Consider the following 17,168-nt stretch of genomic DNA (forward strand, 5'->3'; position numbering starts at 1 on the left):
CCGCCGCGCACGAACTCCGGGCGGGAACGGCTGCGGGTCGGCGCGAGGCCACCGCTCCGGCAGGCACGAGGACTGCGAGTTCGAGGCGCTCGCCCGGATCTGGCCCGCCGGCGCGTGGATGCCCAGGGCGTGAGGGCCCCACGACGCAAGTGTCGGCCCAACGTCCGGCCAACGTCATGGTGGCGGGCTGCCGCTGGCACAACGATGGTGTCGAGCCGGCCCGTCAGCCGGTTGCCACAACGGTCCGACACGAGGAGAACAGCAGATGGCTCGTCGCAAGATCACACGAATCGGTGCCGTGGCGCTGGCGGCCGCGACCCTCGTCGGCGGCAGCGTCCTGGCGGCCTCGCCGGCCAGCGCAATCGGGAGCGTGCAGTGCCCCGGCGGCGGCGCGGAGGCGTACGGCATCGAGCTCTGGATACACGACAGCAGCGGCTATTGGCAGCTCTGCTATGCGGGGAGCGTTGGCACGACGTACCCCGGGGTCGCCGGTGTGTACTCGGTGACCTCGCAGTGGAACAACGGCATCATCACGGCGAACGGCATCAACTACAACCTCTACGCGGGCGGCAGCCTGAGCTTCAACAACGCCTACGTCTCCCGGGTCTCGATCGTCTGACGTCCAGCCGGGTGGACACCAAGTACGGGCGGCGGCCCGGGCCACGAGGCCTTGGTGGAGTCCGTTCCATCCGGGCCCTCACGGGCGAGGGGTCCGGCCGCCGTGGGTACATGGTGCGGGTGTTCAGCCGATCCGGCCGAAGTGGATGACAACGATGGTGACGGTGGTCTCGGTGATCTCGTACATCACGCAGTAGCGGCCGACGTGCATCCGGCGTAGGTCCACGGAGCCGGACTCCGCGCTGCCCGGCGGGCGCGGGGAGTCGGCGAGCAGGTCGACGGCGTCCATGAGCTGCCGCAGGCCTTCGGGGTCGTCCTTGAGGAAGAGCCGACCCCGTCGGCGACGTCCTGGTGTACGACGGCAGCCACGTCTTCGACGGGGGAGTCGGCCGACACCGACCTCGGCGGCCGGGGCGGCAGCGGGCACCGAGGCAGAGCGGGCGGCCAGGGCGCAGCGGCGGGCGGCGGGCACCAGGCCGGCGGACCGAGCGACGGCCAGTTCGCCGTCCGGGCGTCGGCGAGGCGGCCGGGGACGACCTCGGCCACCGGGGGCGGCAGCGACCGAAGCGACCGAAGCGACCAAGGCCGCGGGCGCCGGCGAGGGCACCGGGCATGCGCCATGCTCCGTCCATGGAACGAGTGATTGATCTTGATGAGGCGGCTGCGGAAGTCACCGCCCGGGCCGGGGTGGAATCCGCGGGCCACGCCCATGGCGTTCGAATGTGAGTACGGCTACTCATGTGCGGGCCGGCCGCCTCCGTCAGACTCCTGAACATGATCAGCAGTGCTCCGCCCCCGCCCCACCAGCCGCCGCCCGCCTCACCGGGGTGCCCCGACTGCGGTGCCGGGCTGCCTCCGACCGGGCCCGCGCGCTGCCCCGCCTGCCGGCTGCCGTTGAGCGGGCCGGTCGCGGCGCGGCTGTGGCAGGTGGAGAAGGGGCTCGACGCCGTCGAGCACAGGCGGGTGACGCTGCTGCGGCTGCGGGAGGAGCTGCTCGCCGAGCTGCGGGCGCTGCGCGACCTGCCGGACGCGCCGTCGCCCGCCCCCGCGTGGCCGCAGCCTGTCCCACGTCCCGGGGCAACGGGCGAGGTGTCCGGGCGTTCGGCGCAGACCGTCCTGCTGGTCCTCGGCGGCGTTCTGGTGAGCATCGCGGCCCTCGTGTTCACGGTGGTCAGCTGGGGCCGGATGGGTGTCGCCGCCCGGGCTGCCGTTCTGTTCTGCCTCACCGCCGCCGCGCTGGCCGCTCCGCTGGTGCTGCGTTGGCGCCGGCTGTTCGCGACGGCCGAGACCTTCGCCGGCATCGGCGTCGCGCTGCTCCTGCTGGACGGGTTCAGCCTGGAATACCTCGGGCTGGGAACCTCCAACGTGGCGGGCTACTGGGCGGGCGTCACCGCCGTGGTCTCCGTCGGCTCGACGGTGTACGGGTGGGGGCTGCGGATCGGGGTGCCGGTGTTCGCGGGCTATCTGCTCGCCAGGCTGCCCCTCCTGCTGGCCGTCCACGCCGCCGGGTTCGGTTCCCTGACAGGGTCCGCCGCCGCGATGGCCGCGACGGTGGCCCTGGACCACGCGATCGGACGGCTGGCGCTGGGCCGGCTGGCGCGGCCCGACCGGCCGCTCCCGAAGGGCGTGGTGAACCTCTACGGGGCGTTCGGCCTCGCCTGGGCCCTGCTGGCCGGCGCGTTCGCGCTGAAGGTCTCGCTGGATTCCGGTCTCGGCCTGTCGCCGATGGAGGGTGACGACCGGGTCGGTGCCTCGCTCGGCGCCTGGCTGCCGCTGGGGCTGCTGGCGCTGGTCGCCCTGGCGGTCTCCCGTCCGAACGGTTTTCCCGGGCTCGGCCTGACCGGCCGCCGGATCGCCGCCCAGGCGGCGGGCGCGGCGGCGGTGGCCGCGGGCGGCGGGACGCTGGCCGCGCTGCTCCCGGGTGGCTGGGGCGCGGTGGGCTTCGCCGTCCCGGCGGTGCTGCTCGCGGTGGCGGGCGCCGCCCGGCTGCGGCGGCGCCCGCTCGACGGCCGGGTGATCCCGGTCGGGCTGCTGGCGGTGGCGGGCGCGGTGCTGCTCGTCACCTCGGCGGTCTCACTGGCGCAGCTGTTCCCCGGGGTGGTCGAGCCCGCCGCGCACTGGCAGGCGGCCTGGGAGGGCACCCGGGCGGTACAGGGGAGCCAGTCGACCCCGGCCGCCGCGCTCACCGCGCTGTGGCTGCTGGTGGCCGCCGGGGTGGCGGTACGCCTCCTCGGGCTGAGGGGGTCCGCGACCGCCGGGGCGGAGGCGGCCTTGTCGGCCGTCGCGTCCTTCGCGCTGGCGCTGCTGCCGGCGGCGTTCGGGCTGTCGCCCGTGACGGCGGTCGGGTTCGTCACCGCGCTGGCTCTGGTGGGCGGCTGGTTCCTCCCGGTGCGGCCGGCGCTGATCGCCGGCGTGATCCTCTCGGGCACGCTGGCGCTGCTGTGGGCGCTCGCCGACCGCCCGTCCACGATCGTCGTCCTGGCTCTGGCGGCGGGGCTCGCCGTCGCACTGACCGTCCGGGGGCGTCCGGCACCGGCCGTCACCGCCGTGCTGGCGGTGGCCGCGCTGGGCGGGGAGGCGGCGGCGGTCGCCGTCACGGCGGGTCTGGAGCGGCCGGATCACCTGCTGGCGGTGCTCGCGGTCGCCCTCGCCACCGCGCCGGTGGCGGCGAGGCTCGCGGCGCGTACGGACTCGGCCGTCCCTGCCGCCGTGGAGTTCGCGGGCTACGGAATGGCGGCCCTCGTGCTGCTGCTGAGCGCGGACGTGCCGGGGCGGCTCTCCTTCGAGCTGGCGGTGACCGGGGCCGCCGCGCTCGGTGTCGGCCTGCGGGCGGACCGGCGGCGCAGCGCCCCGGCGGTCGGGGTCGCGCTGCTGATCGCGGCCTCCTGGCTCTGGCTGGCGCTGGCGGACGTCCACGCGCCCGAGGCGTACAGCCTGAGCCTGGCGGTGGCCGCCCTGGTCTTCGGCCATCTGCGGCGCGGGTGGTTCGCGGAGGAGGAGCTCGGATCCTGGCCGGTGTACGGTCCGGGGCTGGCGGCCGGACTACTGCCCAGCCTGTGGGCGCTGTTCCTGGACGGGTACTGGCTGCGGCCGCTGCTGCTCGGCGTCGCGGCGCTGGTGGTGACGGTGCTGGGGGTGCGGCTGCGGCTGCAGTGCCCGCTGGTGCTGGGCGGCGGGGTGCTGGTGCTGGTGGCGGGGCACGAACTCGCCCCCACGGTGGTGCAGGTGCTCGGTCTGCTCCCCCGCTGGGTGCCGCTGGCCGCGGCCGGGGTCCTGCTGCTGGCGCTCGGCGCCACGTACGAGCAGCGGCTGCGCGACGCCCGTCGGCTGCACGGGGCGCTGCGCCGGCTGGGCTGATCGCCGCCTGGTTCCACGGCCGGATCCGCCGCCGCGACCAGGACCGCGCCGACCGGCTGCTCGCCGCAATGACCCTGTCCCGCGCCGCAGCCTCACGGGGAGAGCCGCTCACTCCGACCCTTCTCGCCGGCCGGCAGAAGCTGGTCTGGCCTTCGGCGCGGGCCGGGGCCTGACGGCCCCTCGGCCGAGGTTGTCCGCGCCTGCGGCGCCACCCGAGCAGGTACCGGCCGAACCTGCGGCGGCGGCACGGTGCGGGCAGCGCAGGCGCCGCGGCGGCGCAGCACCGGCCGAACGGGGGCAAGGCCGCGGGGCGGGCGACGGGAACTGTCCCGTGCCACCGAACCTTGGCCGTATGCCACTGAACTTTGACCAATGCACGGTTTGTGTGACTCGGCTACGGCAGGACCTGGTCGATGAGGCCCTTCAGGTGGCACTCCAGCGCGGCGAGGTTGAAGCACGCGGTGATCGGCAGGGTGGGGTGCGGTCGGCAGCCGGCTCTGAGGGTGCCGGGCAGGCCGGAGAAGGTGAGGACCCTTTCGTACGCGACCCGGTAGAGCGCGTACTCCACGCCGTCGATCTCCTCGATGGGAAGGTCGCCCTCCCAGGGGTCCTCGTACCACCTGCCGGAGGTACGGGAGAGGAAGAGGAGCGCGCGTTGGCCCACGGCGAGTGACCGCTGGCCCCAGTGGGTCGGTTTGCCGACGAAGCGGATCTCCGATCCCACGTTGGCCTCGAAGACCCGTGCCGAGTACACCTCTTCGACGATCGCGGTGAACTGCTGCGCGGCTGGCGAACCAGTGATCGCCACCCTGATCAGATCGTTCCGCTCTACCTTCTCCCACAGAAAGCTCATGGACCGATTGTCATCCTTGCCGATGATCGGCGAAAGGATCATCCGAGTGCCGGCAGTGTGCCGCTGGATGCCGCTGGATGCCGCTGGATGCCGCTGACCTGCGACGATCAAACTTCGCTGTCACGAACTGGCGTTGGTCCAGGTTCAATGGCAACGGGTCGTGCTGAGCGCCTCACGTTTTCAAGATCACGTCATGGCCCCTTTTGCACGTACCTTGGCTGGACCCCGCAACCGGTCAGCGTGAGACCGATGGTGAGGACGAGTCCGGCGAATCCGGCCAGGCCGGCCGCCCGGCGCCGTCCGGGTATCCGTGAGGGCATGGGGGGGAGCGCGCTCCGTTCCGTTGGGATGAGGCGTGCGATTCAAGCAGGCCCCGGACACACCGCGCCCACGGTTCCCCCACTCATTGACGGATCGAGACCTTCCGCCCACCGGAAGCGACCTCCACCGGCTCCCGAGGGGCGCTCCGGTCGCCGGGACCGGTCAGCGGCGGCCCTCGCGGCACCGCCAGGGCCACGGGCCGGTGCCCCGCACGCGCCTGCGACGCGCGTGTCCCGCACGCTTCCGGGAGGAGCGTGCGGGACACGGCGAGGGTCGGCGACTCCCGACCCGGAGGTCGGGGCGTCCTGGCGGCTCAGACCTGGGGGATCTTGTCGTTGCGGATGCATTCCTTGTCCGGCTTGGGGGCGACGATGTCCCAGCGGCAGAGCACCGGGATCACCGCGTAGATCGTCTGGACCGGACGCCCGCAGGACGGAAGCTTGTCGGACTTGTCCATCAGCCCCAGCGCCCACACCGGGTCGAGGTAGGAGAGAATGGCGTAGCCGCCGCATTCCTGCGGGATGACGTACCAGTACTGGGCCTTGGCTTCCCTGTCGGTCGGGTCGTCATCGATCTTCTTCTGACGGGCCCAGACGATTCCCCCGCTGATGTCGCCGGGATTGGCGCTCAGCATGACCGGATTGCTGTCCACCGGATGTCCCTGGGCGTCCACCTGGAGGCTCTGGAAGGTGTACAGGTTGTTTCCGTTGTGCTGCGCGCCCAGGTCCATGCGGAGGTAGTGGGCGTGGGCCTTGACGAGGCCGTCGCTGCTGATGATGGGGGTGGCGACGATCTGCAGGTCGCCGTCGCGCCTGGCGTAGCCACCGGTGGCCTTGTGGACGAGGATGACCGGCTCGCCCTTCTTGATGGAGTTGACGATGTCGTCGAGCGTGTTGGGCTTCATCGCTTTCCCGCCGTCTTCTTCCGGGAGCAGGGTGGTTCGTACAAGATCTTCATGGCCCTGACGAACCGCACGGTTGATTCCCGGTGCCGCGGTGAGCACGCGCGTCACCCAGTTGCACCACCCGAACGAGTGGTAAATGCGCAGATAACACCGGCTTTCTCCGGGCGCCACGGGAAAACCGCATCGACACCGAAACCCCCTCAAGGGCCCCCGCCCCGGTCGCCCGGCCCGACCCGCCGTCAACCCGGCCCAGCCCGGCCGTCAGCCAGCCCGGCCGTCCGGCGCTCGAACACCTCGGGCCGAGCGGTCTCTCACGTCATGGCCCCTTTTGCACGTACCTTGGAAGCGGCCGCAATTTCATCAGATGCAGTACTGCGGTCAAGCGGCCCAGCGGCAGCGGTTCTGACGCTACCGCAGGTCGATGAGCCGCAGGAGTGCCTCTGCATCCATCGGCGAGACGGTCGGCGTCGGATGGCGGCGGCTGGAGCGGCTTCTGAGCTGGGCACTTGCCGGGCGATTACTTCTGATGAAAGATTCCTTCGTCTGATGTAGGTGACGGAGGGTTGCCGAAGGATGGGTGGAACGAGGCTGGCGCCGGGGGCGGCGGGGCTGCATCTGGTGGGCGGGCTGCCGCTGTTGCGGCCTGACGAGCAGGTGTTCACCGCGATGTTGGACGGCTGGCGCAATCAGCAGTTGGCGCGAAATCTGGCGTTCTCCACGATCGAGGGCCGGGAGAAGACGGTGCGGGCGTTCGTCCGCCACGCCGACGCCTTCCCGTGGGCCTGGTCGCCGCAGATGCTGGACGAGTGGATGGGCGACCTGCGCGCGGTGCGCGGGCTCAAACGATCGACGCTGCGGAACTACCAGGGGTCGGTCCGCTCGTTCTGCTCCTTCATCACCAATCCCGCCTACGGCTGGGCGGCGACCTGCGAGGAGCGGTTCGGCACCCAACCGGTGCAGGTCGTGCACGAGTGGAACTCCGCGGTGCACGTGGAGGAGGCCGAGGCCGACGCGGGCAAGCGGGCCTTCACCCACGACGAGCTGCAGGCGTTCTTCGACTACGCCGACGACCAGGTCGACAAGGTCCGCGGCCGGGGGCGCAAGGGCTGGCTGCCGGCCTTCCGCGATTCGGTGCTGTTCAAGACCGCCTACGCCTTCGGCCTGCGGCGCAACGAGACGAGGATGCTCGACACCGTCGACTTCGGCCGCAATCCCGACGGGCCGGAGTTCGGCGACTACGGCGTCCTCTACGTGCGCCACGGCAAGGCGAAAAAGGGCTCGCCTCCCAAGCGCCGCAGCGTGCTGACCGTCTGGGACTGGTCGGCGGAGATTCTGCAGCAGTGGAACGAGGAGGTCCGTCCGCACTTCACCACCGCGGGCGCTGGGGCTTTGTGGCCGTCGGAGCGTTCGGCGCGGATCGGGTTCTCGCAGATGAACACCCGCTTCGCCGCCTATCGGGACGCGCTGGGCCTGGACGAGAACTTGGACTTCCACTCCTTCCGAAGGTCCTACGTCGCTCACCTGATCGAGGACGGCTGGGACGCCCGCTTCGTTCAAGAGCAGGTCGGACACGAATACGCCTCCACGACCGCGATCTACACCTGCGTGTCCTCCGACTTCCGCACCCGTACGCTGCGACGGATCCTGGACGCGACGATGGAGGCCGCGCTACGGCCGGCAAGGAGAGCATGATGAAACGCCAGGTCAGCTACCAGTGGCGGCTGCGCGAGGTGATGGCCCAGCGGGGCATCTTCGCCGCCTCCGACCTGTCCCCGCTGCTGGCCGACCGCGGCATCGAGCTGTCCTCGGTCCAGGTCTGGCGGCTGGTCACCCAGACCCCCGAGCGCCTGTCGCTGCCGGTGCTGGCCGCGCTCTGCGACATCCTCGACGTCACCCCCGCTGACCTGATCGCCACCCGCGCCGAGAACGCCGCTCCACGCCGCACCGCTGCCTCCGGCGGCGCCGACGTGGTCGACCTGGCCGCCACCATCCGGCCGAAGCGGGCCCGGGTCCGCCCGGAGAAGTGAGTCGCACCCGCGTCCGGGCCGAGGACCTGTTCTGCGCGCGCTGCCGCCGCCCTGTCCGGATCGGCGCGGCCCACTGGCCCGAGGGCTACATCTGCGCTTCCTGCCGGGGTCATGCGCTGGAGACTTACGGCCGATGCGCCAGCTGCGGCGTCGACCGGCTCACCCCCGGCATCGCACCGAACGGCGGGCGGTGGTGCACCGACTGCGCCGGCGGCCTCGGCGACTTCTTCTGCGAACGCTGCGGGCGCGAAGCCGCGCGCTACCAGCGCGGGGTCTGTGGAAACTGCGTGCTGGCCGAGCGCTTGGAAGACCTCCTGGACGACGGCACCGGTCGTATCCGGCCCGAACTCGTCCCGTTCCACGACGAGTTAAGGAGCGTTCCCCGGCCCAAAGGGATGCTCACCTGGGTCGGCAAACACCACGTTCAGCAGATCCTGCGAGCCCTCGCCCGATCCCAAGTTCCGCTCACTCACAACGGGTTGAGCACGCTGTCGCCCGGCAGGTCGGTCGCGCACGTCCGCGACCTGCTCATGCACTGCGGCGTGCTCCCGAACCGCGACCGGCACCTGCTGTTGTTCGAACGCTGGCTCACCGACTGGCTCGACGGCATCGAGGAGCCGGGACAGCGCCAGCTTCTCCAGCGCTTCGCCACCTGGCAGCTGTTGCGGAAACTGCGAGCCACCGCGGCCACGCGCCCCCTCGGACCTGGAGCCGTCACGGACGCCCGAACCGTGCTCGCCCAAGCGGCCTCGTTCCTGAGCTGGTCCGATGCCCGGGGCCGGGCGCTCGCCGAGCACACCCAAGCCGACCTGGACGCCTGGTTCGCCGAGGGTGCCACCAGCAGGCGCATCACAGCAGGTTTCCTGCGCTGGTGCATGAACCATCGCGTCATGCCCCAGCTGAAGATCCCCGTGATTCGCACCGAGAACCCCGCGCCGATCAGCCAGCATCGCCGCATCTCCCTCATACGACGCGTCCTGACCAACGACGACCTACCGCAGACGGAACGCGTCGCCGCCGCGCTCGTCCTTCTCTACGCCCAGCCGATCCGGCGCCTGGTCCGGCTCACCGTCCACGACGTCCTCACCGACGACAACCAGGTCCTCCTCCGGCTCGGGGAGCCGCCCACCCCCGTCCCCGAGCCCCTCGCCAGCCTGCTGCAGGGCTACGTCCGCAACGGGCGGCCGAATCGGCCCGGCGGAACCATGCCGGTCAGCGACTGGCTCTTCCCCGGTCGCCGGGCCGGACAGCCCCTGGATCCCGCGACGCTCGGCGGACGCCTTGCTGCCGCGGGCATCCCCACCCTGCACGGACGCACCGCGGCCCTGCGGCAATTGGTCCTCCAGGCGCCCCCGTCCGTGGTCGCCGGGATGCTCGGCTACCACACCGTCCACGCCGAAGCCCTCGCCGCCGAGACGGGCAGTATCTGGAGGAAGTACGCCCCAGGCGACCACGGTCGGTGATCCTCCAGGCCCCAGACCTTTGCGCTCAGGTCACCCGATCACAGACCTCCTACCAGGAAGCCCACGCTTTGGAAGGGCCCCAAGTGATGCACAAGATCGGACACGCTCGCTCCATCCTCCTGATCTAGGGGTTTACGGGCCCCTGGTCCCAGGTAGGGTCTGGAAGCGTCCAGCTCCCCAGAGGAGCTGAGGACGTGGCAGCCCACGATGAGGAACTGCAGCCTCCGCCCACTGCCATCTACCCCGCAACGCTCCGCGCCCCGGTCAGCGATCTCGCTGACCGGGGCGCTGTCGCGCGTGCCCAAACAAGCCTCTGCCCTCACACACGGAGGAGGTGATTCACATGCTTCGCGATCTCGGAATCGCAATTGGCGGCGGTCTCATCGCCACACTTCTGATCCAGATTGGAACGACTGTCTGGCACCTGGTGGTCTAGGTGCACTCCCAGCGCGTACCAGTCATAGCGCGGCTTCTGGGCCCGGAAGCCGCGCAAGGGCCGCTATGCACCACCCGCTGGGGCTGCCCAGAAGGTCGACCAGCACGGAGGCCCATGCCGAAGCGACCGCCCGGGTGACCACTCACGGTGACATCGGGGACCCACCGCAATATGGAACACAGATCACTCAATCACAGACTTCTACCAGTACTGGACCCCTTCGAGGAGCCCCCGGGCACCTCCAGCCGCCTGCACCCCCTCCAGCGGCCGAAGTTCGGCGAGCTGCTGGCGTACGCGCGGCCGGGCGGCACCGTGCACATCTCCGAGATGTTCCGCCTCGTACGCGGCACTGGGCACATCCTCGACGTGCTCGACGTCCTCCACCAGGGCCGCCTCGCGCTGCGTATCCACGATGGCGCGTTCTCCGCGATGGACCTCACCGCCCGCCACCCGCGCACCGGGGAACTGCTGTCCACCGTGAAGTTCATGGTGCAGACCCTCGCCGCCGCCGGCGAACTCCAACGCGACCTCCAACGCGAGCTGACCTACGACGGGCTCCGGGCCGCCGAGGCCAAGGGCAGCAAGGGCGGCCGGCGCCCCGCCGTCCCGGCCGAGAAGACCGCCACCGTCCGCACCGCGTACCTGGAGGGCCGCTCCATCGCCGCCCTCGCCCACGACCACGACGTCAGCCGCGGCGCCATCCGCACCGCCGTCGCCGACTTCCTGCCCGACCACACCGTCACCGCCACGGACAGCCCGGCCCCCGAGCTGCCGGTCACCCTCGACATGCCGGGCAAGGCCGCCGACTTCCTCCGTACCGCCGAACTGGAGCCCGCCGAACGCGCCGCGCTCGACCAGGGCGTGGCCGTCCGACGCGGGCAGGGCTACACCCTGCGCGTCAGCGCCGTCCCCGCGGTGCACCGCAGACTCCTCGCCTGCTGCCAGCCGCTTGACGGCACCCCAGGGTTCCCGGCGGTCCCTGCCCAGCGCAAGGCTCGCCGCGAGTACGAGAGCCGGGTCAGCGCGCTCGCACCGACCACGCCTTGATCGTTCCCACCGATGACCACGGTTCCGTTGATCTAAGCACCTGGCTACAATCCCTGGTAGTAACGCGCCAGGCCGTCGACGATGGCCCAGACCTCTTTAACGCTGATTTCGTTCAGACTGGCTGTCTCCGTGTACCCCTTATACCGCATCGACTTCCTGGCGATCCGGGTCGTCGCTCCGAGCGCGCGTACTGCCTCCCCGGTCGCAGTTTCCACGGCGGTGGCAATCGCACCGACAGCGAAACTCCACTGTCCTTCCCTGCGATCGAAGCCCTGACGGGCATGTTCCTGCAAGCGGTTCCCAGTGTTGTTGGCCTTGCCCCACTTTAAGAAGCCCGCTGCGTCGTTGACGACAAGGTAGACGTGCGCTGGCTCGTTCTGATTGAAACCGTAGTCGGCGCATTGCGTGCAGCCGCCTTGTCCGCGGCGGATGTCAGCCAAGCGGGGGCCAGGACGAAGCACGGTTTTGCACCGCATACACGTGCAGGGCCAGTTAAGCCCCCCGTTGCCTGGATAGGGAACATCCGGGCGAAGCCTGGCATCCACCATGCTCTTCACAGCCTCGGCCTCGCTCAAGCGACGTGAATCCGCCTGACGGATGCGACCGCATCGCATGCAGACGTGCCCGAGCCGCTTAATGACGCTGTACGTCGTCTTCCCGCCCCGATGATGACAGATCGCACATTCGAGTTGCCATGGGTCGTCCGCGCCGGTGTACGGAGCGAGAGGAATGAGACTGTTGGCGAGGGCGAACCTGGCGGCGAGCTCGCCATCCCCTCGGTTGCTGTCACCGATCCGGTCTCGCTTGCATTGCTGATCACACAGCCCAATTCCCTCGCGCATCGCGTTCGAGTACGTCGGATAGACCAGCGCACCGCACCAGATGCAGATGCACTCGATCGGTATTCTGTTATTGGCGTAGTCACCGACGACGATGACACCCTTCGCCTCCATGTCACGAATGACATCGGCGAGGGCAGACGCAACGATTCCTGCACCTTCTTGACACCACAGGACCTGCACGGACCTTGCCGCTTGGCATTGGTCAATGAGGGCCGACACGGCTGCTTGCACGTCTGACAGGTGCCGCGCCATAGGGCGTCGACCGATCCGGGGTAGGGCTCGGTCGGGTCCATGCCGTAGGTGACCATTCGATCCCACGCGACCTCGGCGTTGAGCCGCGCTACCACGGCGCCCCCTCATGTCTCCCCATCAGTCGTCAACGCGGAAGCATGGCAGAAGGGTCCGACAATCGATATGAGGCATGAATCCGATACGCCGCTGGCGATCACACTCGGTGACCAACTGGCTGGGGTCCTCATGGAACTCGCGACTGTTGAATACGCGAGCCCACCAGTACCGAGGCCGGTCTCGGCCTCGACCCGCTCGCGCTTCAAGTCGCGTCGAGGCCGAGACCACCGTTCGTCGCCGCCGCGTCATCAGCCGTTCCTCCGTGCCCGTCAGGCTCGTTGAGCTGGGCGTGAACCCTGAGAAATCGTCTGAGGACGACCCCCACCGAGCACAGGCCTTCGCCGAGTGTGCTGGTCGAGCAGCGCGCGGGCCTGCCCGTAGGAGAGGCGGGCCAGGCCGGTGTCCGGGCAGATGTCGCGGGCGGAGAGCACCTTGCCCGGGTCGGGGCGGCGGTGGGCGACGAACACCGGCCCGCGGGTGCGGCCCTTGAGCAGGCGCGGCAGCAGCCGGGCGGTACCGGCGTCCCAGAACACCGTCTCCAGCACGTAGTCCGCGCGGGCCGCGCCGCGGCGGCGGACCTTCGGCTGGGCGCCCTTCCTAGAGAATGTCGAAGTTGTTGAGGTTATTGCTGAGGATGTTGGTGGCCGTTGTTGTCTGAATTTCCGGCACCGGCGAACCGGGTGAGATACCAGCCGTTTTTACTCGCGTCGAAGTACACCTTGTCCACGTGACCGTTTCCAACCTCGTCTTCGGCTATGGAGAGGCTCCCGGAACGGTCGAAGGCTATGTCGCGAGGGGCTTGAAGGACTACGTCGGTTGCCTTCGGATCCCCGTCCTGGCGTTGACTTCCGTCGGGGCTTTCATTTTGGCCTGGCGACGGACTTTTTCCGGCGAAGTGCGTGATGATGCCGATCGCGAACCTCCTGCAGCAGCGAGGTCGGCCTGTATCACGACTCCAGCGGCTGGTGGGGCGTGCACGAGTGCGCGGCCCGATCCGGGGCTCACCGGTGCCCGGCCGGACCGGGCGAAGGACGGCTCCGTCGCCGTCATCCGCCGTCAGCCGTCCTCGGACGACGGCTGGGGGCCGGTCCCGGCGGCGAGGTCCTCGACGAACCGTTTGAAACGGCGCAGGTCGCCGCGTACCTGGAGGCCGAGCACGCCCAGCCTGTCGGCGGCCTTCTCGGCCAGGCCGGTTGGCTGGAAGACCATGGTCATCCTCACCCTGGTCCGGACCGCGCCGAGCGGCTCGAAGTCGACCGTGCCGGTGTGTTTCACGCTCTCGCCGGTGGTGCGCCAGGCGACCCGCTCATCGGGCACCCGCTCGACGACCTCGGTCTCGAACTCCCGGGACAGCCCGGCGATCCTGGTCCGCCAGTGGGCACGGCGGTCGTCCAGTTGCCTGACCTCCTCCACGCCCTCCATGAACTTCGGGAAGTCCTCGAAGGTCGCCCACTGGTCGTAGACGACGCGGACGGGGACGTCCACGTCGATCGACTCCACCACCGTGCTCATGGGAGGCCCATCCCTTCTGCAGCCCTCTTCGGTAGGGTCGTGACCTCTCGGTCTCGCTGGGTGCATGGCCGATCGCGCGAACCGTTCGTCGGCCAGGACGAGTTACGCCAGCCCCGCCGGGCCGAGGCCGTCTGATCGGCTTCAGGGACACGCCCGGCAGAGGGCCGATTGATGAGCTCCCGGCAGATGACCTCACGACCGGGCAGGAGCTCCGCCTTCGGCATGGGGGTACGACCTTCGTGTTCATCGGATGGGACTGGGCGACCGAGACTCACGATGTCACCGTCATGGACAACTCCGGCACCCGCGTGGACCGTTGGGAGCTGGCACGCACCGAGCAGGGCATCGACGTCACGCTCAGGCGCCTGCGGAAGCACGGAGCCCCGGCCGACCTGCCGGTGGCGATCGAGACCACCCACGGCCTGGTCGTGGGCCGGCTGCCGGCCGCCGGCCACCCGGTGGCGCCCGTCCACCCGAACGTCTTCCACGCGATGCGCCCGCGCTGGGGCGCCTCCAAGGCCGAGACCGACGCCGGGGACCGCCATAAGCTCGCCGACTACCTGCGCACCGACGGGCACCGACCGCGACGCAGCACCCTCACCGACTTCGCCGCCAACCGGCGAGTACGCCTGGCCGTCACCACGTTCGCCGACAACAGCCGGCACGGCAGCGACTGGGCCGCGAAGATCTGCACCGACGCCCGGGCCCGCAAGAAGCGCTACCCCCACGCCACCCGCATCCTCGCCCGTGCCTGGCTGCGAGTGATCTGGGCCTGCTACGACCCCGCTACCCACCAGGCCAACAGCAAGATCAAAACGACTCCCGGGACGGCTCCGACGACATAGGGGTTGACTCAGGAAACTCATCGCCGTACCTCTCCATGCCGTCCTGCCAGCCGTCCTGCCAGCTGTCCTACCGCCCGGCCGCTCGGCCGCCCGGCCGCCGGAATCGGGGAATCCGCAGCCGACGCTTCTGCCAGCCTGGGCCGTGCACCGGGCGACGGCAACCCGCCGTCCTCCCCGCCGCCGTCGGGCGGCCAGCTCCCCCCTCCCGGAGGGCACAGGATGCTCGCGGTCGTCCTCGGCCGAGGGCGCTGCCCGGCCGTTCGCGATCACCACACGGTGTCCGGACCGGCCGCCCGGCCATGGTCGGGCGCTCTGCTCCGGACCGGGCAGGGCGCGACCGGGACCGATGTCCGCATCGCCGGCGAAGATCGGAGTGCGCTCGTCAGCCGGCCAGGATCACGGCGGAGATGTAGTCGAGGAGCGGCGCCGGATCGGTGCTCCGTTCCGCCGCCAGTTCGATGAACGTACGTCTCGACGTACCCCTCGAACCAGGTCTGTGCTTCGTTCGCGACGGCGGTCAGGCGATGCGTGTCATCCGTGGTTCCTCATTCTTCGTGCAGACGAGCCCGGGCCTCGGGTCAGCCGTTGAGGGTCTGCATCAGCTCGGGGGCGTAGCGGTCGCCGGAGACGATGCCGCGCGGGGCGACGGCTTCGATGGCGGCCAGGTCCTCCTCGGTGATCGTCACGGTGGTGGCCGCGACGTTCTCCTCCAGGTAGCGGCGGCGCTTGGTGCCGGGGATGGCGACCGCGCCCTGGTGTAGCACCCAGGCGAGCGCCAGCTGGGAGGGCGTGACCTGTTTGGCGGCGGCGATGCGGCGGACCTCGTCGACCACGGCCAGGTTGCGGGCGAAGTTCTCGCCCTGGAAGCGCGGGTCGGTGCGGCGGAAGTCGTCGGCGGCGAAGTCGTCCGGGCTGGTGATCGCGCCGGAGAGGAATCCGCGTCCGAGCGGTGAGTAGGCGACCAGGCCGATCCCGAGCTCGTCCACGGTGGCCATGACCCCGTCGTCCTCGATGCCGCGTTCGAAGAGCGAGTACTCGGTCTGGACCGCCGTGACCGGGTGGACCGCGTGTGCGCGGCGGATGGTCTGCGGGGCGGCTTCGCACAGGCCGATGTGTCGGACCTTGCCGGCGGCCACCAGGTCGCCCATCGCGCCGACGGTCTCCTCGATCGGCACCTGCGGGTCGACGCGGTGCAGGTAGTAGAGGTCGACGTGGTCGGTGTCCAGGTGGCGCAGGGATCGCTCCAGGGCGCGCCGAACGTACTCGGGGCGTCCGTTCAGGCCGACGAGCGTTCCGTCGTCGGTGAACTCGACGCCGGTCTTGGTGGCGACGACGGCCTGCTCGCGGCGGCCGGCGAGCGCCTTGCCCAGGAGCTGTTCGTTGATGAACGGGCCGTAGCTCTCGGCGGTGTCCAGCAGGGTCACGCCCAGTTCCAGGGCGCGATGGACGGTGGCGAGGGACTCGGTCTCGTCGGTGCTGCCGTAGAAGGCGCTCATGCCCATGCAGCCGAGTCCTTCGACGGAGACGGTCAGGCCCTGGCTGCCGAGTGCGCGGAGTTCCATGGTGTTCTTCCTTGCTGTTGCGGGGTCGTCCCGCGGTGACGACTGGTTGGTCGGGCGGCGGAGCGCTGGTCAGCGCACCCAGGCGTCGGTGAGGGCGCGGACGGCGGAGCCGTCGAGGTCGGCGAGGGTGGTGGCGGCGAAGTCGCGGGCCCACTGGGAGGTCTGGATGCGGAAGGGCGGGCGGGGGAGGGCCAGGGCGTCGACGATCGGGGCGGCCGCCTCGGCCGGCGTCTGGGCGTTGTCGAACGACTGCCGGGTGCGGGCGAGGTAGGCGTCGAGCGCCGGGGCGTACGGTCCGGCGGCGGCGAGCAGCGCGGGCAGGTCCAGGCCGAGGTTGGCGACGAACTCGCTCGCCACCGCGCCCGGTTCGACCACCGTGACGTCGACACCGACGGTGGCGGCGACCGGCGCGAGGGACTGCATGAAGCCCTCGACGGCGAACTTGGCCGCGCAGTACGCCTCGTTGAAGGGCTGGCCGACGACGCCGCCGACGCTGGTGACGGTGATCACCCGCCCCCTCGACGTGCGAAGGTGGGGCAGCGCGGCCCGGGTCACCGCCACCACGCCGAAGAAGTTGACCTCCATGGCCGCGCGGACGTCGTCCAGGCTGCTCTGCTCGATGGTGCCGACCTGGGCGGCGCCGGCGTTGTTGACCAGCGCATCCAGGCGGCCGTGTTCGGCGACGACCTCGTCCAGGCAGGCGGTGATGCCGGCGGAGTCGGTCACGTCCAGGCGCTTGACCTGGATCAGTTCCTCGACCCCCGCTTCGGCGGCGGACTTGAGCAGGGCCTCGGCCTTGCCGGTGTCGCGCATGGTGGCGATGGTCGTCCAGCCGGCCTGGGCGGCGCCGATGGCGGCCGCCAGGCCGATGCCGGAGGAGGTACCGGTGATCAGAACCGTCTTCGGGGAGGTCATGAGGGTCTTCCTTGCAGAGGAGCAGAACGGGAACGGGCCGACACCCGTAACCGGGGAGTTCCCCGGTTCTCGTTCACGGTAAGCGGGGAACTCCCCGGTTGTCCAGCTAGACTGATTC

14 protein-coding genes and 1 pseudogene are annotated in these 17,168 nt (G+C 70.3%); 7 read left to right on the forward strand and 8 right to left on the reverse strand.

Features of this window, described 5'->3' with window-relative positions:
- The first annotated feature begins 265 nt into the window (after positions 1–265).
- Positions 266–619, forward strand: a complete 354-nt coding sequence (locus ACZ6Z8_RS31550; protein ID WP_465613488.1) for a hypothetical protein — start codon at positions 266–268, stop codon at positions 617–619.
- Positions 620–742: 123 nt separating this feature from the next.
- Here ACZ6Z8_RS31550 and ACZ6Z8_RS31555 read toward each other — a convergent pair whose 3' ends face one another.
- Positions 743–907, reverse strand: a complete 165-nt coding sequence (locus tag ACZ6Z8_RS31555) for a type II toxin-antitoxin system RelE family toxin (protein ID WP_465613453.1) — start codon at positions 905–907, stop codon at positions 743–745.
- 485 nt (positions 908–1,392) lie between these two features.
- Here ACZ6Z8_RS31555 and ACZ6Z8_RS31560 point away from each other — a divergent pair, with 485 nt between their 5' ends.
- Positions 1,393–3,975: an SCO7613 C-terminal domain-containing membrane protein gene (locus tag ACZ6Z8_RS31560; RefSeq protein ID WP_465613454.1), complete on the forward strand. Its 2,583-nt coding sequence runs from the start codon at positions 1,393–1,395 to the stop codon at positions 3,973–3,975.
- A gap of 394 nt (positions 3,976–4,369) precedes the next feature.
- Here ACZ6Z8_RS31560 and ACZ6Z8_RS31565 read toward each other — a convergent pair whose 3' ends face one another.
- Together ACZ6Z8_RS31565 and ACZ6Z8_RS31570 are read right to left on the reverse strand one after the other, a co-directional pair.
- The gene (locus ACZ6Z8_RS31565) at positions 4,370–4,828 is read right to left on the reverse strand and encodes a hypothetical protein (protein WP_465613455.1); all 459 of its coding nucleotides are present in this window, start codon (positions 4,826–4,828) and stop codon (positions 4,370–4,372) included.
- Positions 4,829–5,462: 634 nt separating this feature from the next.
- On the reverse strand, positions 5,463–6,161 hold the full coding sequence (locus ACZ6Z8_RS31570; RefSeq protein ID WP_465613456.1) for a hypothetical protein: 699 nt from the start codon (positions 6,159–6,161) through the stop codon (positions 5,463–5,465).
- 465 nt (positions 6,162–6,626) lie between these two features.
- Between ACZ6Z8_RS31570 and ACZ6Z8_RS31575 the strand changes: the two genes are divergently transcribed.
- From ACZ6Z8_RS31575 to ACZ6Z8_RS31590, 4 genes are all read left to right on the forward strand, one after another.
- Positions 6,627–7,745: a tyrosine-type recombinase/integrase gene (locus ACZ6Z8_RS31575; protein WP_465613457.1), complete on the forward strand. Its 1,119-nt coding sequence runs from the start codon at positions 6,627–6,629 to the stop codon at positions 7,743–7,745.
- Positions 7,742–8,080, forward strand: coding sequence for a helix-turn-helix domain-containing protein (locus tag ACZ6Z8_RS31580; RefSeq protein WP_465613458.1), 339 nt, complete (start codon positions 7,742–7,744; stop codon positions 8,078–8,080). Before ACZ6Z8_RS31575 ends, ACZ6Z8_RS31580 begins: the two co-directional genes overlap by 4 nt.
- Positions 8,077–9,543, forward strand: coding sequence for a hypothetical protein (locus ACZ6Z8_RS31585; RefSeq protein WP_465613459.1), 1,467 nt, complete (start codon positions 8,077–8,079; stop codon positions 9,541–9,543). Before ACZ6Z8_RS31580 ends, ACZ6Z8_RS31585 begins: the two co-directional genes overlap by 4 nt.
- A gap of 607 nt (positions 9,544–10,150) precedes the next feature.
- Entirely contained in the window at positions 10,151–11,026 is an 876-nt protein-coding gene (locus ACZ6Z8_RS31590; protein ID WP_465613460.1) for a recombinase family protein, read from the forward strand.
- Between the two features lie 44 nt (positions 11,027–11,070).
- On the opposite strand, the gene ACZ6Z8_RS31595 is transcribed toward ACZ6Z8_RS31590, so the two are convergent.
- From ACZ6Z8_RS31595 to ACZ6Z8_RS31605, 3 genes and pseudogenes are all read right to left on the reverse strand, one after another.
- Entirely contained in the window at positions 11,071–11,979 is a 909-nt protein-coding gene (locus tag ACZ6Z8_RS31595) for a hypothetical protein (RefSeq protein ID WP_465613461.1), read from the reverse strand.
- Between the two features lie 572 nt (positions 11,980–12,551).
- Positions 12,552–12,812 (reverse strand): annotated as a pseudogene (locus ACZ6Z8_RS31600) (site-specific integrase); the annotation flags it as partial.
- Between the two features lie 460 nt (positions 12,813–13,272).
- On the reverse strand, positions 13,273–13,728 hold the full coding sequence (locus tag ACZ6Z8_RS31605; RefSeq protein WP_465613462.1) for an SRPBCC family protein: 456 nt from the start codon (positions 13,726–13,728) through the stop codon (positions 13,273–13,275).
- 239 nt (positions 13,729–13,967) lie between these two features.
- Between ACZ6Z8_RS31605 and ACZ6Z8_RS31610 the strand changes: the two genes are divergently transcribed.
- Positions 13,968–14,573: an IS110 family transposase gene (locus ACZ6Z8_RS31610; RefSeq protein WP_465613463.1), complete on the forward strand. Its 606-nt coding sequence runs from the start codon at positions 13,968–13,970 to the stop codon at positions 14,571–14,573.
- A gap of 578 nt (positions 14,574–15,151) precedes the next feature.
- On the opposite strand, the gene ACZ6Z8_RS31615 is transcribed toward ACZ6Z8_RS31610, so the two are convergent.
- Positions 15,152–16,135, reverse strand: a complete 984-nt coding sequence (locus ACZ6Z8_RS31615; protein WP_465613464.1) for an aldo/keto reductase — start codon at positions 16,133–16,135, stop codon at positions 15,152–15,154.
- A 69-nt stretch (positions 16,136–16,204) separates the two neighbouring features.
- Positions 16,205–17,050 carry an SDR family NAD(P)-dependent oxidoreductase gene (locus ACZ6Z8_RS31620; protein ID WP_465613465.1) on the reverse strand — a complete coding sequence of 282 codons (846 nt, stop codon included), beginning with the start codon at positions 17,048–17,050 and terminating at the stop codon, positions 16,205–16,207.
- Between the last annotated feature and the right edge of the window lie 118 nt (positions 17,051–17,168).

The sequence above is a fragment of the Kitasatospora sp. NPDC101108 genome, assembly GCF_055584725.1.

What these genes read in the sequence shown, in the direction of transcription:
- ACZ6Z8_RS31550 (WP_465613488.1), top strand. Translation starts at nt 266, where the DNA reads ATGGCTCGTCGCAAGATCACACGAATCGGTGCCGTGGCGCTGGCGGCC.
- ACZ6Z8_RS31555 (WP_465613453.1), bottom strand. Translation starts at nt 907, where the DNA reads ATGGACGCCGTCGACCTGCTCGCCGACTCCCCGCGCCCGCCGGGCAGC.
- ACZ6Z8_RS31560 (WP_465613454.1), top strand. Translation starts at nt 1,393, where the DNA reads ATGATCAGCAGTGCTCCGCCCCCGCCCCACCAGCCGCCGCCCGCCTCA.
- ACZ6Z8_RS31565 (WP_465613455.1), bottom strand. Translation starts at nt 4,828, where the DNA reads ATGAGCTTTCTGTGGGAGAAGGTAGAGCGGAACGATCTGATCAGGGTG.
- ACZ6Z8_RS31575 (WP_465613457.1), top strand. Translation starts at nt 6,627, where the DNA reads ATGGGTGGAACGAGGCTGGCGCCGGGGGCGGCGGGGCTGCATCTGGTG.
- ACZ6Z8_RS31580 (WP_465613458.1), top strand. Translation starts at nt 7,742, where the DNA reads ATGATGAAACGCCAGGTCAGCTACCAGTGGCGGCTGCGCGAGGTGATG.
- ACZ6Z8_RS31590 (WP_465613460.1), top strand. Translation starts at nt 10,151, where the DNA reads ATGGAACACAGATCACTCAATCACAGACTTCTACCAGTACTGGACCCC.
- ACZ6Z8_RS31595 (WP_465613461.1), bottom strand. Translation starts at nt 11,979, where the DNA reads ATGGAGGCGAAGGGTGTCATCGTCGTCGGTGACTACGCCAATAACAGA.
- ACZ6Z8_RS31605 (WP_465613462.1), bottom strand. Translation starts at nt 13,728, where the DNA reads ATGAGCACGGTGGTGGAGTCGATCGACGTGGACGTCCCCGTCCGCGTC.
- ACZ6Z8_RS31615 (WP_465613464.1), bottom strand. Translation starts at nt 16,135, where the DNA reads ATGGAACTCCGCGCACTCGGCAGCCAGGGCCTGACCGTCTCCGTCGAA.
- ACZ6Z8_RS31620 (WP_465613465.1), bottom strand. Translation starts at nt 17,050, where the DNA reads ATGACCTCCCCGAAGACGGTTCTGATCACCGGTACCTCCTCCGGCATC.